The organism is Microbacterium mangrovi (assembly GCF_000802305.1).
In the GTDB taxonomy this organism is placed as follows: domain Bacteria; phylum Actinomycetota; class Actinomycetes; order Actinomycetales; family Microbacteriaceae; genus Microbacterium; species Microbacterium mangrovi.
In genome coordinates this window covers 119,025-139,242 of sequence record NZ_JTDK01000011.1, presented here as the reverse complement: position 1 = coordinate 139,242, position 20,218 = coordinate 119,025, and the positions used below count along the sequence as shown (strand labels likewise).

General features: G+C 70.3%; 17 protein-coding genes. 10 read left to right on the top strand and 7 right to left on the bottom strand.

The window, feature by feature from the left end:
* The first annotated feature begins 61 nt into the window (after positions 1-61).
* Positions 62-1,528 (top strand): amino acid permease, encoded by a 1,467-nt coding sequence (locus LK09_RS13025; protein ID WP_039400079.1) that lies wholly within the window; start codon positions 62-64, stop codon positions 1,526-1,528.
* The gene (locus LK09_RS13020; RefSeq protein WP_039400076.1) at positions 1,525-2,445 is read left to right on the top strand and encodes a universal stress protein; all 921 of its coding nucleotides are present in this window, start codon (positions 1,525-1,527) and stop codon (positions 2,443-2,445) included. The genes LK09_RS13025 and LK09_RS13020 overlap by 4 nt, the downstream gene beginning before the upstream one ends.
* Positions 2,446-2,556: 111 nt before the next feature.
* Here the strand turns inward: LK09_RS13020 and LK09_RS13015 are convergent, their stop codons facing one another.
* On the bottom strand, positions 2,557-3,279 hold the full coding sequence (locus LK09_RS13015) for an NRDE family protein (protein WP_039400283.1): 723 nt from the start codon (positions 3,277-3,279) through the stop codon (positions 2,557-2,559).
* 60 nt (positions 3,280-3,339) lie between these two features.
* Here LK09_RS13015 and coaBC point away from each other — a divergent pair, with 60 nt between their 5' ends.
* Positions 3,340-4,542, top strand: coding sequence for a bifunctional phosphopantothenoylcysteine decarboxylase/phosphopantothenate--cysteine ligase CoaBC (gene coaBC / locus LK09_RS13010; protein ID WP_039400073.1), 1,203 nt, complete (start codon positions 3,340-3,342; stop codon positions 4,540-4,542).
* An 81-nt stretch (positions 4,543-4,623) separates the two neighbouring features.
* Here the strand turns inward: coaBC and LK09_RS13005 are convergent, their stop codons facing one another.
* Entirely contained in the window at positions 4,624-6,390 is a 1,767-nt protein-coding gene (locus LK09_RS13005; RefSeq protein WP_039400071.1) for a glycoside hydrolase family 3 protein, read from the bottom strand.
* Positions 6,391-6,451: 61 nt separating this feature from the next.
* A complete protein-coding gene (gene recQ, locus LK09_RS13000; RefSeq protein ID WP_231563035.1) occupies positions 6,452-8,287 on the bottom strand; it encodes a DNA helicase RecQ in 1,836 nt (611 codons plus the stop codon).
* Positions 8,288-8,470: 183 nt separating this feature from the next.
* On the opposite strand from recQ, the gene LK09_RS12995 reads away from it, so the two are divergent.
* Entirely contained in the window at positions 8,471-8,764 is a 294-nt protein-coding gene (locus LK09_RS12995) for a GNAT family N-acetyltransferase (RefSeq protein ID WP_039400070.1), read from the top strand.
* Here the strand turns inward: LK09_RS12995 and LK09_RS12990 are convergent.
* The 3 genes from LK09_RS12990 to LK09_RS12980 all read right to left on the bottom strand — a co-directional run bounded on the left by LK09_RS12990 (position 8,757) and on the right by LK09_RS12980 (position 12,120).
* Complete coding sequence (locus LK09_RS12990) at positions 8,757-9,161, bottom strand: type II toxin-antitoxin system VapC family toxin (RefSeq protein WP_039400067.1); 405 nt, start codon at positions 9,159-9,161, stop codon at positions 8,757-8,759. The two genes, LK09_RS12995 and LK09_RS12990, sit on opposite strands and share 8 nt — an antisense overlap.
* Positions 9,161-9,388 carry a FitA-like ribbon-helix-helix domain-containing protein gene (locus LK09_RS12985; RefSeq protein WP_039400065.1) on the bottom strand — a complete coding sequence of 76 codons (228 nt, stop codon included), beginning with the start codon at positions 9,386-9,388 and terminating at the stop codon, positions 9,161-9,163. The genes LK09_RS12990 and LK09_RS12985 overlap by 1 nt, the downstream gene beginning before the upstream one ends.
* Positions 9,389-9,525: 137 nt before the next feature.
* Complete coding sequence (locus LK09_RS12980; RefSeq protein ID WP_039400062.1) at positions 9,526-12,120, bottom strand: DEAD/DEAH box helicase; 2,595 nt, start codon at positions 12,118-12,120, stop codon at positions 9,526-9,528.
* Positions 12,121-12,190: 70 nt separating this feature from the next.
* Here LK09_RS12980 and LK09_RS12975 point away from each other — a divergent pair, with 70 nt between their 5' ends.
* From LK09_RS12975 to LK09_RS12960, 4 genes are read left to right on the top strand one after another with little or no spacing between them, the layout of a single operon-like run.
* Entirely contained in the window at positions 12,191-13,150 is a 960-nt protein-coding gene (locus LK09_RS12975) for a pirin family protein (RefSeq protein WP_039400060.1), read from the top strand.
* A 43-nt stretch (positions 13,151-13,193) separates the two neighbouring features.
* Positions 13,194-13,745 carry an ECF transporter S component gene (locus LK09_RS12970; protein ID WP_039400057.1) on the top strand — a complete coding sequence of 184 codons (552 nt, stop codon included), beginning with the start codon at positions 13,194-13,196 and terminating at the stop codon, positions 13,743-13,745.
* A 9-nt stretch (positions 13,746-13,754) separates the two neighbouring features.
* Complete coding sequence (locus LK09_RS12965; protein ID WP_039400054.1) at positions 13,755-15,494, top strand: ABC transporter ATP-binding protein; 1,740 nt, start codon at positions 13,755-13,757, stop codon at positions 15,492-15,494.
* Complete coding sequence (locus LK09_RS12960) at positions 15,491-16,243, top strand: energy-coupling factor transporter transmembrane component T (protein WP_039400052.1); 753 nt, start codon at positions 15,491-15,493, stop codon at positions 16,241-16,243. Before LK09_RS12965 ends, LK09_RS12960 begins: the two co-directional genes overlap by 4 nt.
* 775 nt (positions 16,244-17,018) lie before the next feature.
* Here the strand turns inward: LK09_RS12960 and LK09_RS12955 are convergent.
* The gene (locus LK09_RS12955) at positions 17,019-18,176 is read right to left on the bottom strand and encodes an acyl-CoA dehydrogenase family protein (RefSeq protein ID WP_039400049.1); all 1,158 of its coding nucleotides are present in this window, start codon (positions 18,174-18,176) and stop codon (positions 17,019-17,021) included.
* A 153-nt stretch (positions 18,177-18,329) separates the two neighbouring features.
* Between LK09_RS12955 and LK09_RS12950 the strand changes: the two genes are divergently transcribed.
* Positions 18,330-19,385 (top strand): Rv2578c family radical SAM protein, encoded by a 1,056-nt coding sequence (locus LK09_RS12950; RefSeq protein ID WP_052226740.1) that lies wholly within the window; start codon positions 18,330-18,332, stop codon positions 19,383-19,385.
* A gap of 328 nt (positions 19,386-19,713) precedes the next feature.
* Complete coding sequence (locus LK09_RS21520) at positions 19,714-20,148, top strand: hypothetical protein (protein ID WP_156138791.1); 435 nt, start codon at positions 19,714-19,716, stop codon at positions 20,146-20,148.
* The last annotated feature ends 70 nt before the right edge of the window (positions 20,149-20,218 follow it).

Below are 20,218 nucleotides of genomic sequence, written 5' to 3'. Positions count from 1 at the left end.
GACAGACTGGGGGGCGCCGATCGATGGGGACCGGCGCACCCGAACACCGAGGGAGCCTCGCATGACGACAATCGGGCAGCAGTTGCTGCGACGCAAGCCCACCACCCCTCCGGCGGAGAACGAGGCGCACCTCAAACGGTCGATCGGCCTGTTCTCGCTGACCATGATCGGCGTGGGCGGAACCCTCGGCACCGGAATCTTCTTCATCCTGTCGCAGGCGGTGCCGATCGCCGGCCCCGCGGTGATCTTCTCGTTCGTCATCGGCGGCATCGTCGCCGGCCTCACCGCCCTCTGCTACGCCGAGATGGCCGGGGCCGTGCCGGTGTCCGGCTCGACCTACTCGTACGCGTACGCGACGCTCGGCGAGGCGACGGCGATGGGCGTGGGCGCCTGTCTGCTGCTGGAGTACGGCGTCTCGACCGCGGCGGTCGCCGTCGGCTGGTCGCAGTACGTGAACCAGCTGCTGCAGAACCTGTTCGGCTGGGAGATCCCGGTGCAGTGGTCGCAGGCTCCCGAGGAGGGCGGGATCATCAACATCCCGGCCGTCATCGTGATCGTGCTGTGCTCGCTGCTGCTGATGCGCGGCGCCAGCGAGTCGACGACCGTGAACAGCATCATGGTCGTCATCAAGATCGCCGTCGTGCTGTTCTTCTGCGCGGTCGCGTTCACCGGCTGGAACGCCGACCACTTCCACAACTTCGCGCCCGCGGGCTTCGCCGGCATCGTGGGCGGCGCGGGCATCATCTTCTTCTCGTTCGTCGGTCTGGATGCCGTGTCCACCGCCGGTGAAGAGGCGAAGAACCCGAAGCGCAACCTGCCGCTCGCGATCATCTTCGCCCTGCTGATCATCATCGGGCTCTACGTGCTCACCTGCCTCGCCGCGCTCGGCGCGCAGGCGCCGGCGAAGTTCAAGGGTCAGGATGCCGGTCTCGCGGTGATCCTGCAGAACATCATCGGCTCGACCTGGCCGGGCACGGTGATCGCGATCGGCGCGATCATCTCGATCTTCTCGGTGACGCTCGTGGTGCTGTACGGCCAGACCCGCATCCTGTTCGCGATGTCGCGCGACGGCATGATCCCGCGGGTGTTCGAGAAGGTGAACCCGCGCACGATGACGCCGACGCAGAACACCGTCATCGTGATGATCGTGACGAGCATCCTCGCCGCCGTCGTGCCGATCAACTTCCTCGCCGAGATGACCTCGATCGGAACCCTCGTCGCGTTCCTGGTGGTGTCGGTGGGCGTCATCATCCTGCGGGTGCGCGAACCCAATCTGGAGCGCGGCTTCCGGCTGCCGCTGGGATGGACCATCCCGATCCTGTCGATCATCGGCTGCATCGTGATCATCACGCAGCTGCGGCTGATCACGATCGAGGTGTTCGTCATCTGGACGCTCGTGTTCCTCGTCTACTACTGGTTCTACGGCCGCAAGCACTCCGTGCTCGAGACGGGGCACCCGGTCGGCGTCGACCCCGAGGTGCCGTACACGTCGAACGTGCGCCAGCCCGGTGAGGGAGGCGATCGATGACCGTCCTGGTCGGAGTGAGCCCCGGGCGCCGGTCGGCGGCCGTCGTGCAGCTGGGCGAGCTGCTCGCGCGTTCGCTCGACATGAAGCTGGTGATCGCGGCGGTCACGCCGCGCAGCTGGCCGCCGAGCGCGCGTCCCGTCGACACGGAGTGGCTGGAGTATGCGGATGCCTCGGCGAACGTCGTGCTCGACCACGCGGCCGCGATGCTCGCCGGCGACGTGAAGGCGAAGTTCGTGGTGCACGAGGCGTCGTCGGCGCGACGCGGCATCCTCGAACTCGTCGAGAAGCACGACGCCCGTCTGATCGTCCTCGGCTCCTCGACCGCCGGGCAGATCGGCCGCGTCAGCGTCGGGTCCGAAGCGGACGCCCTGCTGCACGCGTCGCCCGTGCCGGTCGCCATCGCCCCGCGCGGCTACCGTGTCGGCAAGGGCGCCCGGATCACGCGGATCACCGCCGGCTACAGCGGATCGGATGCCTCGGCCGACCTGGTCGTCGCCGCCGCGGGCATCGCCGCCGCGGGCGGCGGGTCGCTGCGCCTGGCATCGTTCGCGGTGCTCCCGCCGGCGCCGATGACCGCCGGCGTGGGGGCGAGTGCCGAAGATCCCATCCGCGACGAGTGGGCGCGGCAGATGCGGGCGGATGCCGACAGGCTGCTCGAAGAGCTGTCCGAGCTGCCGAGCACGCCGGTGTCCATGGATGCCGTCGTCGGCACCGGCGAGTCCTGGAGCGCCGCGATGGACGACGTGGAGTGGGAGCCGAACGAGGTGCTCATCGTGGGCTCGTCGAGTCTCGGACCGATCGCGCGGGTGTTCGTGGGATCGCACGCCGCGAAGGTCGTGCGCCACTCCCCCGTTCCCGTGGTCGTGGTGCCGCGCGGACGCACGGAGGTGCTCGCCGCGCGCGCCGAGATCGGCTGACGCCCGGCACCGCCCGACCGGTGTGCGGCGCCGTCCGCGAGACGGGGTCATGCCGACGAGACGGGGCCGTGGCGACCCTGTCTCGTCGGCGCGGCCCTTTCTCGGCGGAGGTCAGGTCACGGGCGTGCTCGGCGCCCAGTGCGCCGGGCTCGGGAGCGGGACGTAATCGACCCGCGCCCCGGCATCCGACACCGTCGCCGTGCAGAAGAGCAGCGACTCGGTCGGATACCCGTGCGGGTTGTTGTCCCGGATGATCGCCCGGTCGTCGTCGGGACCGAGCCGGGCGCTGCGCGCGAGCAGATCGACCCACGACGCCGGCCACGCCGGATCGTCGCCGGGAGCCGGCCGCGCGGCGCGGTAGTCCGGCAGCCAGCGGGCGATGCGCGCAGTTTCCGGGTCGTCGACGCCGTCGTGGGCGAGCATGTGCACGCCGGGTTCGAGCTGCGTGGTGACGAGCTCGTGGCCGTCCCAGGCGTGCACCCGGGCGGTGGCGCCGACCACCTCGACGAGGTTGAAGCCGTGGGTGCGGGGCGCGGCATCCAGCTCGTGTCCCGTGACCGAGGCGAGCGGAAGGGTCCCGCGCGAGACCAGCCGGTCTTCCGGGAGGTCGAGGGTGCCCGCACGGTTCAGCAGGATCGCGAGGCGACCGCGGGCCGGATCGGCCGCCAGCCACGCCCCACCCGCGCGGATGTCGTGCACGCCCGTGATTCCGGGATGCTGCGGCCACCACTGCCCGAGCGGATGCCAGGGACGCTCCGGGTCTTCGTCGCGGACGGCGAGCAGCCGGACTGCTCCCGCGGAATCGTCGGGGACGTCGATGATCACGGTGCACACGTCGATGAGTGTACGACCCGGTCCGCGCACCGGGGTCGCGGGGGTGCCAGAATCGGGGGCGTGCAGATCGTCGTGGGAGTGACCGGCGGCATTGCCGCGTACAAGACCGTCCAGCTCGTGCGCGGGCTGGTGCTGCGGGGCCATGACGTGCACGTCGTGCCCACCGAGGACAGCCTGCGCTTCGTCGGGCTGCCCACGTGGGAGGCCATCAGCCGGCATCCGGTGACCACCTCCGTGCACGAGGGCGTCGACACCGTGCGGCACGTCGCGCTCGGGCAGGCCGCCGAGCTCGTCATCGTGGCCCCGGCGACCGCGAACACCCTCGCCCGGATGGCGGCGGGGCTCGCCGACGACCTGCTCGGCACCACGCTGCTGGCGACGTCCGCCCCGGTCGTGGTGGCCCCCGCGATGCACACCGAGATGTGGGAGCATCCCGCCACGCAGGCGAACATCGCCGTGCTCCGCGCCCGCGGCGTGCACGTCGTCGGCCCCGAGATCGGGCAGCTGACCGGCACCGACAGCGGCCCGGGCCGGATGACCGAGCCCGACGACATCCTGGACTTCGCCCTCGGCGTGGTGCGGCCGGCCGACCTCACCGGCCTGCGGGTCGCCGTCACCGCCGGCGGAACCCGCGAGCCCATCGACCCGGTGCGCTTCCTCGGCAACCGCTCCAGCGGACGGCAGGGGGTCGCCCTCGCGCGCGCGGCCGCCGACCGCGGCGCCGAAGTCGTGCTGATCGCGGCGCACGTCGAGCAGGCCGTGCGGGCGGATGCCGTCCATCCGCGCGTCTCGATCGTGCCGGTCGGGACCGCGGCCGAACTCGGCGCCGCGGTGACCTCGGCGGCCGAGTCCGCCGATGTCGTCGTGATGGCGGCAGCGGTCGCCGACTACCGGCCGGCAGCCGTCGCCGAACGCAAGCTCTCCAAGGAGGACGGGCCGCTCGACGAGATCGAGCTCGTCAAGAACGACGACATCGTCGCGGGGCTCGTGGAGGCGCGGCGTCCGGGTCAGACGATCGTCGGCTTCGCGGCGGAGACCGCGGAGGATGCCGCGGACCTGCGCGAGCGCGGCATCCGCAAGCGCCGCCGCAAGGGCGTCGACCTGCTCGCCGTCAACGACGTGTCCGAGGGTCACGGCTTCGAGCAGCCCGACAACGCGGTGCTGATCGTCGGCGCCTCCGACACGGTCGTGGCCGAGGCGTCCGGCAGCAAGCGTCACGTCGCCGACGCGGTCTGGGACGCCGTGCGGGGCGCCCGCGCCTGACGGCGCCCCGGAGCCTGTTCGCTCGTCACGATGCGCGGCCGAAGCCGCCGATCGTGACGAGCGAACCGGGTTGCTCGCGGTTTACAGGCTCAGACCGTGGCCGAACCGGAACAGCGGGTCGGCGGTGTCGAAGGGCACGTCGGGGCGGGATGCCTCCACCGCCGCCATCGAACGGGGCACGTCGAACGGGAGCTTGCCGGTCGCCGGGACCGCGCCGGAGAGCACGTCAAGGAGTGCCGGCGCGCCCGAACCCCAGTTCGCGACGACCGCGTCGGCGGCCGAGACCACCGGGCCGAGGATCGCGGGACGATCCAGGAACACGTCGACGACGGTCGGCACGGCCGCCGCCACCTCGGCGACGTGGTCGACGACCGCCGCCGGGAAGTCGAGGGATCCGGCGTGGAAGAAGTTCTCGAACATCGTGCCGCGCTCCTCGTAGGGCGCCTGGATCCGCAGGATCGCGACATCCGCCTCCGCGGGGCTCGCGACGACCTCGCCGTACTGCGCGGCGATGTCGGCGGCGATGCCCTCGACGTACAGCTTCGCCCCGCGCGCGAAGGGCAGCGCGCCGTCGTTGGTGAGCACGGTGACGGATGCCTGCTGCGCCGCGTATCCCGCGGCGCGGAACTCGTCCGACCCGACGACGGCGTCGGCGGCCGCGGCATCCACGAACGGGTTCTCGAAGAGCCCGAGCTCGAACTTCTCGCGCAGCAGCCGGCGAGCCGAGACATCCAGCCGCTCCTCGGCGACGACGCCCGACTGCACGAGGTCGATGAGCATCTGCGGCTCCTGCTCGCCGCCGAACTGGTCGGCTCCGGCATCCAGGATCTTCGTCATCCGCTCGGCGGGGGTGAGGTGCTCGACGCCCCACGCGCGGGCCGCGAAGTCGGCGCCCATGATGGGCTGGTCGGTCACCAGGCCCCAGTCGGTGCACACGATCCCGTCGAACCCGAACCGCTCGCGCAGCAGGCCGGTGAGCACGCCCTTGTTGAAGCCGAAGCCGACCTCTTCGTACTCGGTCCCCACGGGCATCCCGTAGTACGGCATGATCTGGCGTCCGCCGGCGGCGAAGACCTCTTCGAAGGGCTTCAGGTGGTGCTCGAAGTTGTCGCCCGGGTAGACCTGCTCGCGACCGTAGTCGAAGTGCGGGTCCTCGCCGTCCTTCTGCGGGCCGCCGCCCGGGAAGTGCTTCGTCATCGTCGACACCGAACCCGGCCCGAACGATTCGCCCTGGAATCCGCGCACGTACGCGGCCCCCAGCCGGCCGGACAGGTCGGCATCCTCACCGAACGTCTGCAGCTGCCGCGCCCAGCGGGGCTCGGTGGCGAGGTCGACCTGCGGGTGCAGCGCGACGCGGATGCCGACCGCGGTGTACTCGCGGCGGGCGATGTCCCCGAAGCGCTCCACCAGCTCGGGATCGGCCGTCGCGGCGAGCCCGAGGGGCTCGGGCCACTGCGAGAAGGGGCCGGCCAGCATCGACGCGCCCGGGTTCTCGCTGAACCCGTGGCGCGGATCGGTGGAGATCGTCACGGGGATGCCGAGCCGGGTGGATGCCGCGAGCTCCTGCAGCTTGTTGTACCACCGCGCGATGTCGCCCGCCGTCGGCGCGACGCCGAGCAGGTTGAAGTGCGACATGTGCTGGTCGACGACGTGGTGGCGGTTCGACGGGATGCCGAACATCTCGCTGCCCTCGGACAGCTCTCCGTCCTCGCCCATCGCGATCATCGTGTGGAAGAAGAGGCCCGCCTTCTCTTCGAGGGTCATCTCGGCGAGCAGCAGCTCGACCCGCTCGGAGGTGGGAAGTTCGGGATTCAGCCAGGGGCGCTCGGGTGCGGCATCGTTGCTCATTCCACGATCATAAACCGAACATCGCTCGGTTTCTAGCGTGAGGTCGGGATGCCGCGGACTCTCAGCCGGCGGCCACCACCGCGAGCACGGACTCGCCGTACGCCTCTCGCTTCTTCGCTCCGATGCCGCTGATGCCGTCGAGGTCGGTCACCGAGGCGGGCCGCAGCTGCGCGAGCGCCCGCAGCGTTGCATCGTTGAACACGACATATGCCGGCACGCCCTGCTCTCGCGCCTGCTCGGCTCGCCATGCCCGCAGCGCCTCGAAGAGCGGACGGTCGCCCTCGGCGACCTGTTCGGCAACGCTGCTCTTGCGCACCCGGGACGAGCCGCCGCTGCGCCCGAGCACGTCGCGCCGCAGCGGAACCGGGCTCTCGCCGCGCAGCACCCCGCCGCTCGTCTCGCTGAGCCCCAGCACGCCGTACTCGCCCTGCGACACGAGCAGCCCGCGGGCGAGCAGCTGCCGAACGACGCTGCGCCAGTCCTGTTCACTGAGATCGGCGCCGATGCCGAAGGTCGCCAGCTTGTCGTGGCCCTGCTGGCGGATGCGCTGCGTGTCGCCACCGCGCAGGATGTCGATCAGGTGGCCGGCGCCGAACGACTGCCCCCGCTCGCGCTGCAGCCGGACGATCGTCGACAGCAGCTTCTGCGCGGGAACGAGGCCGTCCCACGTCTCGGGCGGGGTGAGGCATGTGTCGCAGTTGCCGCACGGACCGGACGACTCGCCGAAGTAGCCGAGCAGGTTCTGCCGGCGGCATCCCACCGTCTCACAGAGCGCGAGCATCGCGTCGAGGTGCTGCTGCTGGCGCTGCTTGAACGCCCGGTCGCCCTCACCGGCGTCGATGAACCGGCGCTGCTGCACGACGTCGCCGAGCCCGTACGCCATCCACGCGATGGATGCCTCGCCGTCGCGGCCGGCGCGGCCGGTCTCCTGGTAGTAGCCCTCGACGGACTTCGGCAGGTCGATGTGGGCGACGAAGCGGACGTCGGGCTTGTCGATGCCCATGCCGAACGCGATCGTGGCCACCATCACCACGCCGTCCTCCCGGAGGAACCGGGACTGGTTGGCTGCCCGCACCTCGGCCGGAAGGCCCGCGTGGTACGGCAGCGCGTCGATGCCCTGGCCGCAGAGGTACTCGGCGGTCTGCTCGACGGTCTTGCGGCTGAGGCCGTAGACGATGCCGGTCGCGCCGGCGGGCATCGACCCGATGAAGGCGACCAGCTGCCGGCGGGGGTCGGTCTTCGGCTCGATGCGGTACTGGATGTTGGGGCGGTCGAAGCTCGCGACGAAGTGCCGGGCGTCGGGCAGGTTCAGGCGCTGGGCGATCTCTCGGTGCGTCGCCTGCGTGGCGGTGGCCGTGAGCGCCATGCGGGGAACGCCCGGGAAGTCGTCGGCGAGCGCGCCCAGCTGCAGGTAGTCGGGACGGAAGTCGTGGCCCCATTGCGACACGCAGTGCGCCTCGTCGATCGCGATGACGCTGAGCCGCCCCCGCTGCAGGAGCTGCTTGGTCTGAGGGAGGTTCAGGCGCTCCGGGGCCACGTAGACGAGGTCGAGCTCGCCCGCGAGGTACGCCTGCTCGACCTCTTGCCGCTCGTGCGGCAGCTGGGTCGAGTTGAGGTACGCGGCGCGCACCCCGTTGGCGAGGAGGGCAGCCACCTGGTCGTGCATGAGCGCGATGAGGGGGCTGACCACCAGCCCGGTACCGGGGCGGACGAGGGCGGGAACCTGGTACGTGATCGACTTGCCGCCGCCGGTGGGCATCAGCACGACGGCGTCGCCGCCGGCGATCACCTGGTCGACGATGGCCTGCTGGTCGCCCCGGAACGAGTCGTACCCGAACACCTCACGCAGACAGGTGGATGCATCCAGGGTGCTGGTCGCCGGGACGGTGTCGTTCACGTCGACCACGCTACCCGGGGCATCCGACCCCGGCCCCGCGGCGTTCGGATCTGTGGATGGATTCGCACTCTCCACAGCACCGCACCCACCGCCTGAACCCCTCAGGCGCCAACTTCCACGCCCACAACCCGCAGAACCTGGCACCCGAACCGACCAGCGCCCGGCGCCCCTAGGCTCGAAGGCATGGCTGATGAGCAGATCGAGGTCGTCCGCACACCTGACCGCTACGAGGTCCGAGTGGACGGCAAGGCGGCCGGGTTCACTCTCTTCCACGCGGATCCGGAGGGACGACTCGTGTTCCCGCACACCGTGGTCGAGCCCGAGTTCGGCGGGCGCGGGCTGGGGCAGGTGCTCGTGTCGCGGGCGATGGCCGACGTCGCGTCCCGCGGCGAGACCGTCGTGCCGCTGTGCCCCTTCGTCACGAAGTACCTGCGCAAGACCGAGGTTCCCGGCCTGAAGATCGACTGGCCTAGCTGACCACGATGATCGTGGCCGAGGTGGCCCCGGCCGCTCCGCGCGCGAGCTTCGCGTCGGCGGTGATGAGGTCGGCATCCAGCGCCTCGGCGAGCGCGACGTACGTCGCGTCGTAGGCGGTGAGGTTGTCGCGCAGCTCCCAGACGCGCTCGAGGAGCACGCCGCCGGGCCAGCGCCGCGCCGGGAAGTCCCGCAGGTCGACCAGCGCCTGCCCGGCCCGTTCGGAGGTCAGGATGCCGCCGCGAACGAGCCCGCGGAACACCGACGTGCACTCGACGTCGGCGAGGTGCGGCACGTGCAGGTCGCCGCGCGCGGGTGACACGTGCGTCAGGGCCCGCGCGCCGAGCGGGCTCATCACGAGCAGCTCCGTCAGCACGGATGCGTCGAGCACCAGCCCCATCAGGCCGCGTCACGCTCCGCGCGGAGGATGTCGGTCGCCTGGGAGCCGAGGTCGACGGCACCGCGCAGCCGCACCCGCTCGAGGAGTTCGTCGAGCGTCGGGGTGCGGGCATCCTGCTGCAGGACGGTGAGCGCATACTCGGACAGGCTGCGTCCGGATGCCGCGGCACGCGCCTTCAACGTGCGGTGCACGTCGGGCGGCACGTCCCGGATCTGCAGGGTCGACATGCAATCCAGCATACCCGCATGCACTCTGCATGTCACCCGCGGTCACGAATGGCGGTCGATCGGACGGATGCCGGTCGCGATCGGTCGGCATCCACCGCCAGGCGTTCGAATCGCCGCCATCCGTGCCCGGCGCACCGCTACAGGCGCACGACCTCGGTCACCCGGACCACGGCGGTTCCGGCCTCGTCGGATGCCGCCAGGTCCACGACCCCGCGGATGCGCCAGTCGTGGTCGCCGGCCGGGTCGTCGATGGTCTGCTCCACGGCCCACGTGCCCGACTCCAGGGTCCCGGACTCGTCGATCGTCACGAGCGACGTGGACCGGGCGGCGCCCCCGGTGAGGATCTCGTCGTGCTCGTCGTAGTAGGCGTCCAGGGCTTCGGGCCAGCCGGCATCCGGATCGAGCTCGACCAGCTCGTCGTCACGCTGCAAGGCCGCGAGCTGCACGCGCCGGAACAGCTCGTTGCGCACCAGCACGTTGAACGCACGCCGGTTCGTGAGCACCGACGCCGGGGCGGGCGGGACGACCGGGGCATCGGGGTCGACGGTCGGATTGATCAGCGACTCCCACTCGTCGACGAGGCTCGAGTCGACCTGGCGCACCATCTCGCCGAGCCACTCGATGACATCCAGCAGCTCGGGGGTGCGGGCGTCGGCCGGCACGGTCTGCCGAATCGCGCGGTACGCGTCGGACAGGTAGCGCAGCACGAGCCCCTCGCTGCGTGCCAGCTGGTACAGCGAGATGAGCTCGGCGAACGACAGCGCCTGCTCGAACATGTCGCGCACCACGGACTTCGGGCGCAGTGCGAAGTCGAGCACCCAGGGCTGGCTCGACGCGAACACCTCGTAGGACTGGGTCAGCAGCTCCTCGAGCGGCTTCGGGTAGGTGATCTCCTCGAGCGCCTCCATGCGCTCGTCGTAGTCGAGCCCGTCGCGCTTCATCGCCGCGACCGCCTCGCCGCGCGCCCGGAACTCCTGCTGCGAGAGCACCGGCCGCGGGTCGTCGAGGGTCGACTCGATGACGCTGACGACATCCAACGCGTAGTGGCCCGTGCCGGCCACGGTTCCGGATGCCGGCGCCCCGGGCTCGCGCAGCTCGACCTGCGGATCGAGCAGGTCGATCGCGGCGAGCGCGAACGGCGACAGCGGCTGGTTGAGCGCGAAGTTCGGCTGCAGGTCGACGGTGAGGCGGATGCCGGCCGCATCCTCCCCACCCCCACTCCCCGCGTCGCTGGCGCGCCGCGCAGAGCCTCCGGGCGCGGGGCCCCATTCGACGACGCCGGCGACCACGAGCGTGCGGAAGATCGCGATCGCCCGCCGCGCCAGCTCGTACTGCCGCGCCTTCGGCTCGTGATTGTCGAAGACGAGCGAGCGGACGCCTGCGAGCACGTCGCCGCCGCGGGCGATGACGTTGATGAGCATCGCCGCGGTGAGCTGCAGCTGCGGGGTGAGCGGCTCGGGCTCGGCGGCGATGAGTCGCTCGTACGAGGTCTCGGTCCAGTTCACGAACCCCTGCGGCGCCTTCTTGCGGGTGAGCTTCTTCAGCTTCTTGGGGTCGTCGCCGGCCTTGGCGATGGCGGCGGCGTTCTCGATCTCGTGCTCGGGCGCCATCACGACGACGTCGCCGGCGGTGTCGTATCCGGCCCGGCCGGCGCGACCGGCGATCTGGTGGAACTCGCGCGCGGTGAGCTGGCGCATCTTCTGCCCGTCGAACTTCGTCAGCGCGGTCAGCAGCACGGCGCGGATCGGCACGTTGATGCCGACTCCGAGGGTGTCGGTGCCGCAGATGACCCGGAGGAGCCCGCGCTGCGCGAGGGTCTCCACCAGGCGCCGGTAGCGGGGCAGCATCCCGGCGTGGTGCACGCCGATGCCCGCGCGCACGTAGCGCGACAGCGTGCGTCCGAACGCGGTGGTGAACCGGAAGCCCCCGATCGCCTCGGCGATGGCATCCCGCTGCTCGCGGCTGACGATGCGGATGCTCGACAGCGCCTGCGCGCGCTCCATCGCCGCCGCCTGGGAGAAGTGCACGATGTAGATCGGCGAGCGCGCGGTGTGCAGCAGCTGCTCGACGGTCTCGTGGATCGGGGTGCGCACGTACTCGAAGTGCAGCGGCACGGGTCGCTCGACGCCGGTGATCCGCGCGACGGCGCGGCCCGTGCGCCGGGTGAGGTCGTCGGCGATCGCGGTGACGTCGCCGAGGGTCGCCGACATGAGCACGAACTGCGTGCGCGGCAGAAGCAGCAGCGGCACCTGCCACGCCCACCCGCGGTCGGGGTCGCCGTAGTAGTGGAACTCGTCCATCACGACCTGGGCGACGTCGGCATCCGCCCCCTGCCGCAGGGCCAGGTTCGCGAGGATCTCGGCCGTGCAGCACACGATCGGGGCGTCCGCGTTGACGGACGAGTCGCCGGTGACCATGCCGACGTTCTCCGCGCCGAAGATGTCGACGAGGGCGAAGAACTTCTCGCTGACCAGCGCTTTGATCGGTGCCGTGTAGTAGGTGCGGCCGCCGCGCGCGAGGGATGCCGCGTGCGCGGCGATCGCGACGAGGGACTTGCCGGTGCCCGTCGGCGTCGAGAGGATCACGTGCGCGCCGGTGACGAGCTCCATGACCGCCTCGTCCTGCGCGGGGTAGAGCGTGATGCCCTGATCCTCGGCCCAGGCGACGAACCCCAGGTAGACGTCGTCGGGGTCGGCGCCGCTCGGAACGGCATCCAGGAGCGAGACAGGCATCAATCGAGTCTGCCAGCCCCGGCTGGATGCCGCCGACCCGCATCCTCGGCAGGGAGCGTACCCTGACGGCATGACCCGTCTGGATGCCGCCACCGAGCCCGCCGCCGTCGAGTCCGCCGCCGACTGCGACGGTCCGCGGACGATCCTGCTCGAGGCCCGAGAGGTGCCGCTCGGAGGCCTGCGCGCGATGGACGTGCGGCGGCTGCTGCCGCAGCGGGACCTGCCGCTCATCGGCGCCTGGTGCTTCCTGGACCGGTTCGGCCCGCAGGAGGCGATGATGCGCGTCGATCCGCACCCGCACATCGGCCTGCAGACGGTGACCTGGCCGTTCGTCGGCGAGGTGCGCCACCGCGACACCCTGGGCAGCGACGTGCTCATCGACCGCGGCCAGCTGAACCTCATGACGGCCGGCGACGGCATCGCGCACTCGGAGTACTCGACCGGCGACGGGCCGGTGCCCATCGACGCCCTGCAGCTGTGGGTCGCCCTTCCCGAGTCGCGTCGTCACGGCGTGCCCGCATTCGAGCAGCACACGGCGCTGCCGACCGTCGACGTGGGCGACGGGAACCGCGCGACCGTCGTGCTGGGAGAGTTCGCGGGGGTGGCATCCCCCGCCTCGGCGTACACGCCCATCGTCGGCGCGGAGCTGAACCTGCGGGCCGGCACCTCGGCGACGCTGCCGCTGCACCCGCACTGGGAGTACGGGGTCGTGGGGGTCTTCGGCGAGGTCTCGGTCGCGGGCGCCGCGGCCGGACCGGACCAGCTGCTCTACCTCGGCGTGCACCGCGACGCCGTCGAGGTGCACGCGGCGACCGACGCCACCGTGTTCCTGCTCGGCGGGGAGCCGTTCGAGGACGACATCGTGATGTGGTGGAACTTCGTCGGCCGCACCCACGAGGAGATCGTCGAGGCCCGCGAGGCGTGGGAGGCGCAGGATGCCCGGTTCGGCGACGTGCCCGGACACGACACCCGCATCCCGGCCCCCGAGATGCCGCACGTGCGCCTTGCGCGGCGCCGACGCCGCATCTGAACAGGGGTTAGGGTACCCTCACTTCTGCGGATAGACTGGCGCGATGCCGGCTGCTCGCACCCTCACGACGCGCGTCCTCCTGATCTGCGCCGCGATCGGCGTCGCATCCGGGCTGCTGGCCACGGTCGCCGGCTACCTCAGCCCGGTCGTGTTCGCCGCGGTCCCGGTCCTGTACGGTCTCGTGCTCGGCTCGCACGTCATCCCCGGCATCATCGCGCAGTCGCTGCTGCGGCTGCCCTGGGTGGCGCTTCTCACGCACCTGTTCGCGGCTCTCGTCGCGAGCGCATTCGCTCCGCAGTGGATCGCCCGCTATCTCGGCACCGCGCTGCTGATCGGCGGCCTGCAGGAGGGGATCGCCGCCCTCACCCGCTACCGGTCGTGGCAGACCTGGCGGTACTTCATCTCCGCCGTGATCGTCGGCGGCGCCCTGGCCGTGGTCATGGGATTCGCACTGAACGCGGCGGCCCTGCCGCTGTGGGCGGTGATCACGCTGTACGTGGTGCTGATCCTCGGACCGCTGCTGTGGACCTGGGTGGGCCTGCGCATCGGCATCGCCCTGCGAAACGCCGGCGTCGCGCGCACCGTGCGCCGCTGACGGCCCGCCATGCCTGACCCTTCGGCGGCGCCCCTGCTGCGCGTGCGCGACCTGTCGGTGTCGTTTCCGGATGCCGCGTCGCCCGCGCTCCGCGGGGTGTCGTTCGACGTGCGCCCCGGCGAGGTGGTGCTGGTGCTCGGACCGTCGGGCTCGGGCAAGTCGACCCTGGCCCTGACGCTGAACGGCCTGATCCCCCACGACGTTCCCGCCGACGTCGACGGGACGATCGAGGTGGGCGGTCTCGTGGCATCCGAATCCACGCCGGGAGCGCTCAGCGCGCACGTCGGCATGGTGTTCCAGGATCCCGACGCTCAGGTGGTCACCGGAACCGTCTTCGACGAGGTCGCGTTCGGACCGGAGAACCTGCTGCTGCCGGTCGCCGACGTGCTGGCGCGCTCCGCGGAGGCGCTGCGCCGCGTCGGACTCGCCGACCGGCACGACGACAACCCCGACCGGCTGTCCGGCGGAGGACGCCAGCGCCTCGCGATCGCCGCCGCACTGGCGATGGGATCCCCGCTGCTGGTACTCGACGAGCCCACCGCCAACCTCGATCCGCAGGGCATCGACGAGGTGTACGCGGTGCTGCGCGAGGTCGCCGGACAGGACCGCGCGATCGTGCTCGTCGAGCACAACCTCGACGCGGCCGTCGAGCTGGCGACCCGCGTGATCGTGCTGGATGCCGGCGGCCGCCTCGTCGCGGACGGACCAGTCGACGAGGTGCTGCATTCGCGGGCTCGCACGCTCGCAGGGCTCGGAGTGTGGCTGCCGGTCTCGACGCTGGCCGCGCTGCGCCTGCAGGATGCCGGCTACCCGATCGATCCGCTCCCGCTGACGCCCACCCAGCTGCGGGGGGCGCTGGAGCGGATCCCGGGATCCCCGGTCGTTGAGCCCCCGGTCGTTCACCCCCCGGTCGTTGAGCGAGCGCAGCGAGACGAAACGCCTGAGCCCCCGGTCGCGGCCCTCACCGCCCCTCCCCTCGTCTCGGTCCGCGACCTGCGCATCCGGCGCGGACGCACCGCGGTGCTGCACGGCATCGACCTCGACATCGCGGCGGGCTCGTTCGTCGCCGTCGTCGGGGCGAACGGCGCCGGAAAGACGACCCTCCTGCAGGCCCTCGCCGGCGTCATCCGCCCACCGCGCGGGGCGGTGCGGATCGCGGGCGCCGACCTGGCTCGCCTCGACGCACGCGCCCGTGCGCGGACGGTCGGGTTCGTGTTCCAGAATCCGGAACACCAGTTCGTGGCGCACACGGTCCGCGACGAACTGCGTTTCGGCGGCATCCCGGACCGGGCGGTCGACGAGATGCTCGGCCGGTTCGGTCTCACGGCCCACGCCGACCTCCATCCGTTCCTGCTGTCCGGTGGCCAGAAGCGCCGCCTGTCGGTCGGGACGGCGCTCATCGCGGGGGCCCCGGTGCTCGCGCTGGACGAGCCCACGTTCGGTCAGGATCGCGCCCGCGCCGCCGAGCTCCTCGGCATCCTGACCGACCTCAACGCCCACGGGACCACCGTGGTGGTGGTCACGCACGACATGCAGCTGGTCGCCGACCACGCCGATCGGGTGATCGTGATGGACGCCGGGCGCATCGCGGGAGACGGAACGCCCAGTCAGATCTTCGCCGACGACGCGCTGCTGCAGCGCACCGGGCTGCGTCCGCCGCCGCTGCTGCGAGCGCTCGCGGGCCTCACGCGGCATCCGGAGCTCGCCGGTGCGACCCGAATCGCCGATCTCCCCGGAGGCGATCGGTGAGCATCCGGTTCCTGGACGGTCTGAATCCGCTGGCCAAGCTCGCCGCTCCCCTGCCGGCGATGATCGTGCTCGTGTTCGTGCGGGATGCCGCGACCCCGCTCGCCTTCATCGTGCTCGCTTACGCGGCGCTGCTGATCGGCATGCGGATGACGCGGCTGCTCGCAATGCTGCTGTTCGCGCTGCCGGTCGCGGCCGTGGTGATCGGCTTCGGGCTGGCGGTGTGGACGGATGCCGCCCGCGTCTCGCACGCCGTGGTCGTGTGGCAGATCGGCGGCTGGACGCTTTACGGCGGAGCGCTGCAGGTGGGCTTCGCCACAGCCCTGCGGCTCGTCGCGATCATCGCGCTCGCCCTGATCGCGGGGATGACGACCTCCGGACCCGACCTGGCCCGTTCTCTGGTGCAGCAGCTGCGGGTGTCGTACCGCGTCGGGTACACGGCGATCGCGGCGTTTCGATTCGTGCCGCGTTTCCGGCACGAGCTCGAGTTGATCCGGCAGGCGCACCGGGTTCGCGGTGCCCACGGCGGCTCCGGTCCGTTCGCCGCGATCGCGCGCGGCTTCGGCTACGTCGTGCCCCTCCTGGCGGGGGCGATCCGCCACGCCGAGCGGGTGGCGCTCGCGATGGATGCCCGCGCCTTCGGTGCACACCCCACGCGCACCGAGCGCCACCCGGTCCCCTTCCGCACCCGCGACGCGGTGTTCATCGTGCTGTTCTGGGCGGTCTCGGCGGCGCTGTTCGTGGTGTTCTGATGCGCGGGCGCCGGGTCCGGTCGTCACGATGTGCAGCGCCGGCCGCGCATCGTGACGAGCGAGGCGGCCCGGCATCCCCGACGCTCAGTCGTCACGAAACGCCACGCGTCCCGCGCATCGTGACGAGTCGAGAGGACCCGGCATCCCACCGGGCGCAGCCGCCAGCGGCTCACTCGTCACGAAACGCACCCGGGCCCGCGCATCGTGACGAGCGAAGCGGCCCGGCATCCCCCACGCTCAGTCGTCACGAAACGCACCACGGCCCGCACATCGTGACGAGCGAAGCACGCCGGCCCGTCTCACTCGTCACGAAACGCATCCCGGACCTGACTTCGTGACGACCGAAGCGGCCCGCAACGGCTCACTCGTCACGAAGCGGACGCCCGCGCATCGTGACGAGTCGAGAGGGATCGGCATCCACCCCACCGGGCGCAGCCGCCGGCGGCTCTCGTCACGAAACGCACCACGGCCCGCACATCGTGACGAGCGAAGCGCGCCGGGCGTCTGACTCGTCACGAAGCGGACGCCCGCACATCGTGACGAGTCGAGAGGACCCGCATCCCACCGGGCGCAGCCGCCAGCGGCTCACTCGTCACGAAACGCACCCCGGCCCGCGCATCGTGACGAACGAAGCGGCCCGCAACGGCTCAGTCGTCACGAAACGCACCACGGCCCGCACATCGTGACGAGCGAGGGCGACGCGGGGGACGAGCAGGATGCCCGAAAAACGCAGGATGCCCCGGCCCAGCGGGCCGGGGCACCCACCTCGGGGCGACTACTTCGCGAGCTGGCGGCTCACGATGTCGCGCATGATCTCGTTGGTGCCGCCGTAGATGCGGTGCACACGGGCGTCGAGGAACGCGCGGGCGATCGGATACTCGGTGATGTAGCCGTAGCCGCCGTGCAGCTGCACGCAGGTGTCGACGACCTCCCACTCGCGTTCGGTGGCCCAGAACTTGATCTTCGCGGCCTCCTCGGCCGACAGCTTGCCGTCCTTGTAGGCGAGCAGGGCCTTGTCGACGTACGCCCACAGTGCGTCCACGGTGACGGCGACGTCCGCGAGCTGGAAGCGCGTGTTCTGGAAGTCGATGATCCGCTCGCCGAACGCCTGGCGGTCCTTCGTGTAGGCGAGGGTCCACTCGAATGCCGCCTCGGCGGCCGCGGCTCCGGCGACGGCGATCGAGAGGCGCTCGAGCGGCAGGTTCATCATCAGCTGGATGAAGCCCTTGCCCTCGGTGCCGCTGATGAGGTTCTCCTGGGGCACGAAGACGTCGGTGAACGACAGCTCGGCCGTGTCGTGGCCGTGGAAGCCCATCTTGCTGAGCTTCTTGCCGTGCTCGAAGCCGGGCATCCCGTTCTCGAGAATCACCAGGCTGAAGGCGTCGGGACGGTTGCCCTCGCCGGTCTTGACGAAGGTCACGACCATGTCGGCGGTCTTGCCGCTGGAGATGAACGTCTTCGCGCCGTTGACGAGGTACCCGCCCTCGACCCGCTTCGCGGTGGTCTTGATGCCGCGCAGGTCGCTGCCGGCGCCGGGCTCGGTCATCGCGAGTGCGCCGAGCACCTCGCCGGTGGCCATCTTCGGCAGCCACTTCGCCTTCTGCTCGTCGGTGCCCATGTGCACGACATAGGGAACGGCCAGGTCGTCCTGGATGCCGAACGCGCCGGCGAGGGATCCGGCACCGGCGCGGATGACCTCTTCCATGACGATGGTGCGGAAGCGGTAGTCCTGCAGCATCCCGGCTCCGCCGAATTCCTCGGGGACCGACAGGCCGATCAGGCCCGCTTCGCCCGCGGCGAGCATCGTCGCGCGGTCGATCTCGCCGTCGCTCTCCCAGCGGGCGATCGACTCGTTCGTGACGTACCGCTTGATGAATTCCAGGACGACCTCGCGGAATGCCTCGTGGTCTTCGTCAAAGATGTCGCGTTCCATGTCGCGCCTGCCTCTCGCCGTCGAGTAGATGGGATCAAGTTCCAGCATCCATGATACTCAGTCCCACGCTCTGCGGCGGCGGGTTCCAGCCCTCTCCCAGGTATGTTCGATCTTCGATTGACACACTATCGTATCTGTGTTCTACTCAAGATTATGCGGTGGAACGGACAGGAGCTGGATGCCACGGACACGGATGCACTGCCCGGTCTTGAGCACCTGAGCGGGCTGGTGCGCTCCGTCACCACGCCCGAGTTCGCCGGCATGACATTCCACGAGGTGCTCGCCCGCAGCGCACTCAACCACGTACCCCAGACATCCGCGATGCCGTTCGACTGGACCGTGAACCCGTATCGCGGTTGCACGCATGCATGCGTCTACTGCTTTGCTCGTGGCACCCACGAGTACCTCGATCTGGATGCCGGCCGCGACTTCGACTCGCAGGTGGTCGTCAAGGTCAATGTCGCGGAGGTACTGCGACGCGAGCTCAGCCGCGGGTCCTGGCAGCACGAGCACGTCGCCCTCGGCACGAACACCGACCCGTATCAGCGCGCCGAGGGTCGCTACCGGCTGATGCCGGGAATCATCTCGGCGCTCACCGACTCGGGCACGCCGTTCTCGATCCTCACCAAGGGGACGATGCTGCGACGCGACCTTCCGCTGATCAAGGATGCCGCGGGCACCGTCGACATCAGCCTGGCCATGTCGATCGCGGTGTTCGACGATGCCCTCCAGCACTCGATCGAGCCCGGCACCCCGACGACGAACGCGCGACTCGAGACGGTACGCGCCGCGACGGATGCCGACTTCGCGGTGACCGCCTTCCTGATGCCGATCCTGCCGCACCTCACGGATTCGATCCCCTCCCTTGACGATGCCCTGCGACGCATCCGGGATGCCGGGGCCGCGCGGGTCGTCTTCGGCGCGCTGCATCTGCGGCCCGGGGTGAAGCCCTGGTTCCAGCAGTGGCTCGCGCGGGAGCATCCGGAACTGCTGTCGTCGTATCGGGCGCTCTATCCGGGAGCAGCGACGCAGGCGCCCAAGGCGTACCGCGCCTGGCTGGCGAAACGGGTGCGCCCCCTCGTCCGCCGATACGGGCTCGACGGCCGCCTCGAAGAGGAGCAGCCGCGGTTCACCGCGCCGCGTCCAGGCCCCGTGATCCGCACCGGCCGCCGCCCCGCAGTGGATGCCGGCACCACCCGGCTGTTCTGAATTTGTGTGCGCGTGCGCACGCCCGCAATTCTGGTTGTCGCTCCTTCTGAATCGGAATGACTGAGCCCTTAGCCGGATTGCACGCCGGGCGAATTGAGTCATCGATCAGGCACATTTTCTTGGGTAGCCGCGAACGGCCACTCATTGTGTCGTTGCATCAATGCATACCGGCATCCGACAAGGCTGCAACCCGAAGTGATGCGGCGATTTCATGAGTGTTTGCGGAGCCGTGGTCAACCCTGTTACCAATGCAGTAATGGGTTGGACCTTACGGGGCAGCCGAAGAACATGAGGAGAACTCGTGAAGACAAAGTCGAGAATCTTGGGGATGTCGCTCGCTGCCGCGGTCGCCGGAGCACTCCTGGTGCCTGGCGCGGCCTATGCACAAAGTGACTCAAACACGAAAGGCTTCAGCGGAGGCAAACTGACAGCGAATGTGTGGAGGCAGACAATTCTGGGGGGCGACAACTGCGGTTCTTTCCTGACCAGCGCTAAGGCAACCAAATCGCTGTCCTACATCCAGAACGATGTGGATTGGGATCCGATCGGTATTGGCGCATCTGCATCGATCAAGGGCGTCGGGGTGTCCGTATCCGGCAACAACGGTTCTTCCCCCGCCGCTCGAGTAAAGAATACGAGAGCGTCGTACGCCGGCATCTCGGGAACCGTATGTGCGTCCTGGTCGACGCTGTACATCGGCGTCTACTCAACTGCGTCCACCAAGGTGGGCGGGACGCTGATCACAGTTTCCGCTCACGTGTGACGTGCGGTCAAAGCACACGCGAGTTGGTTTAGTCTTCCTCGCCCTAGTTGTGTGCCTGACGGGAGCGCTC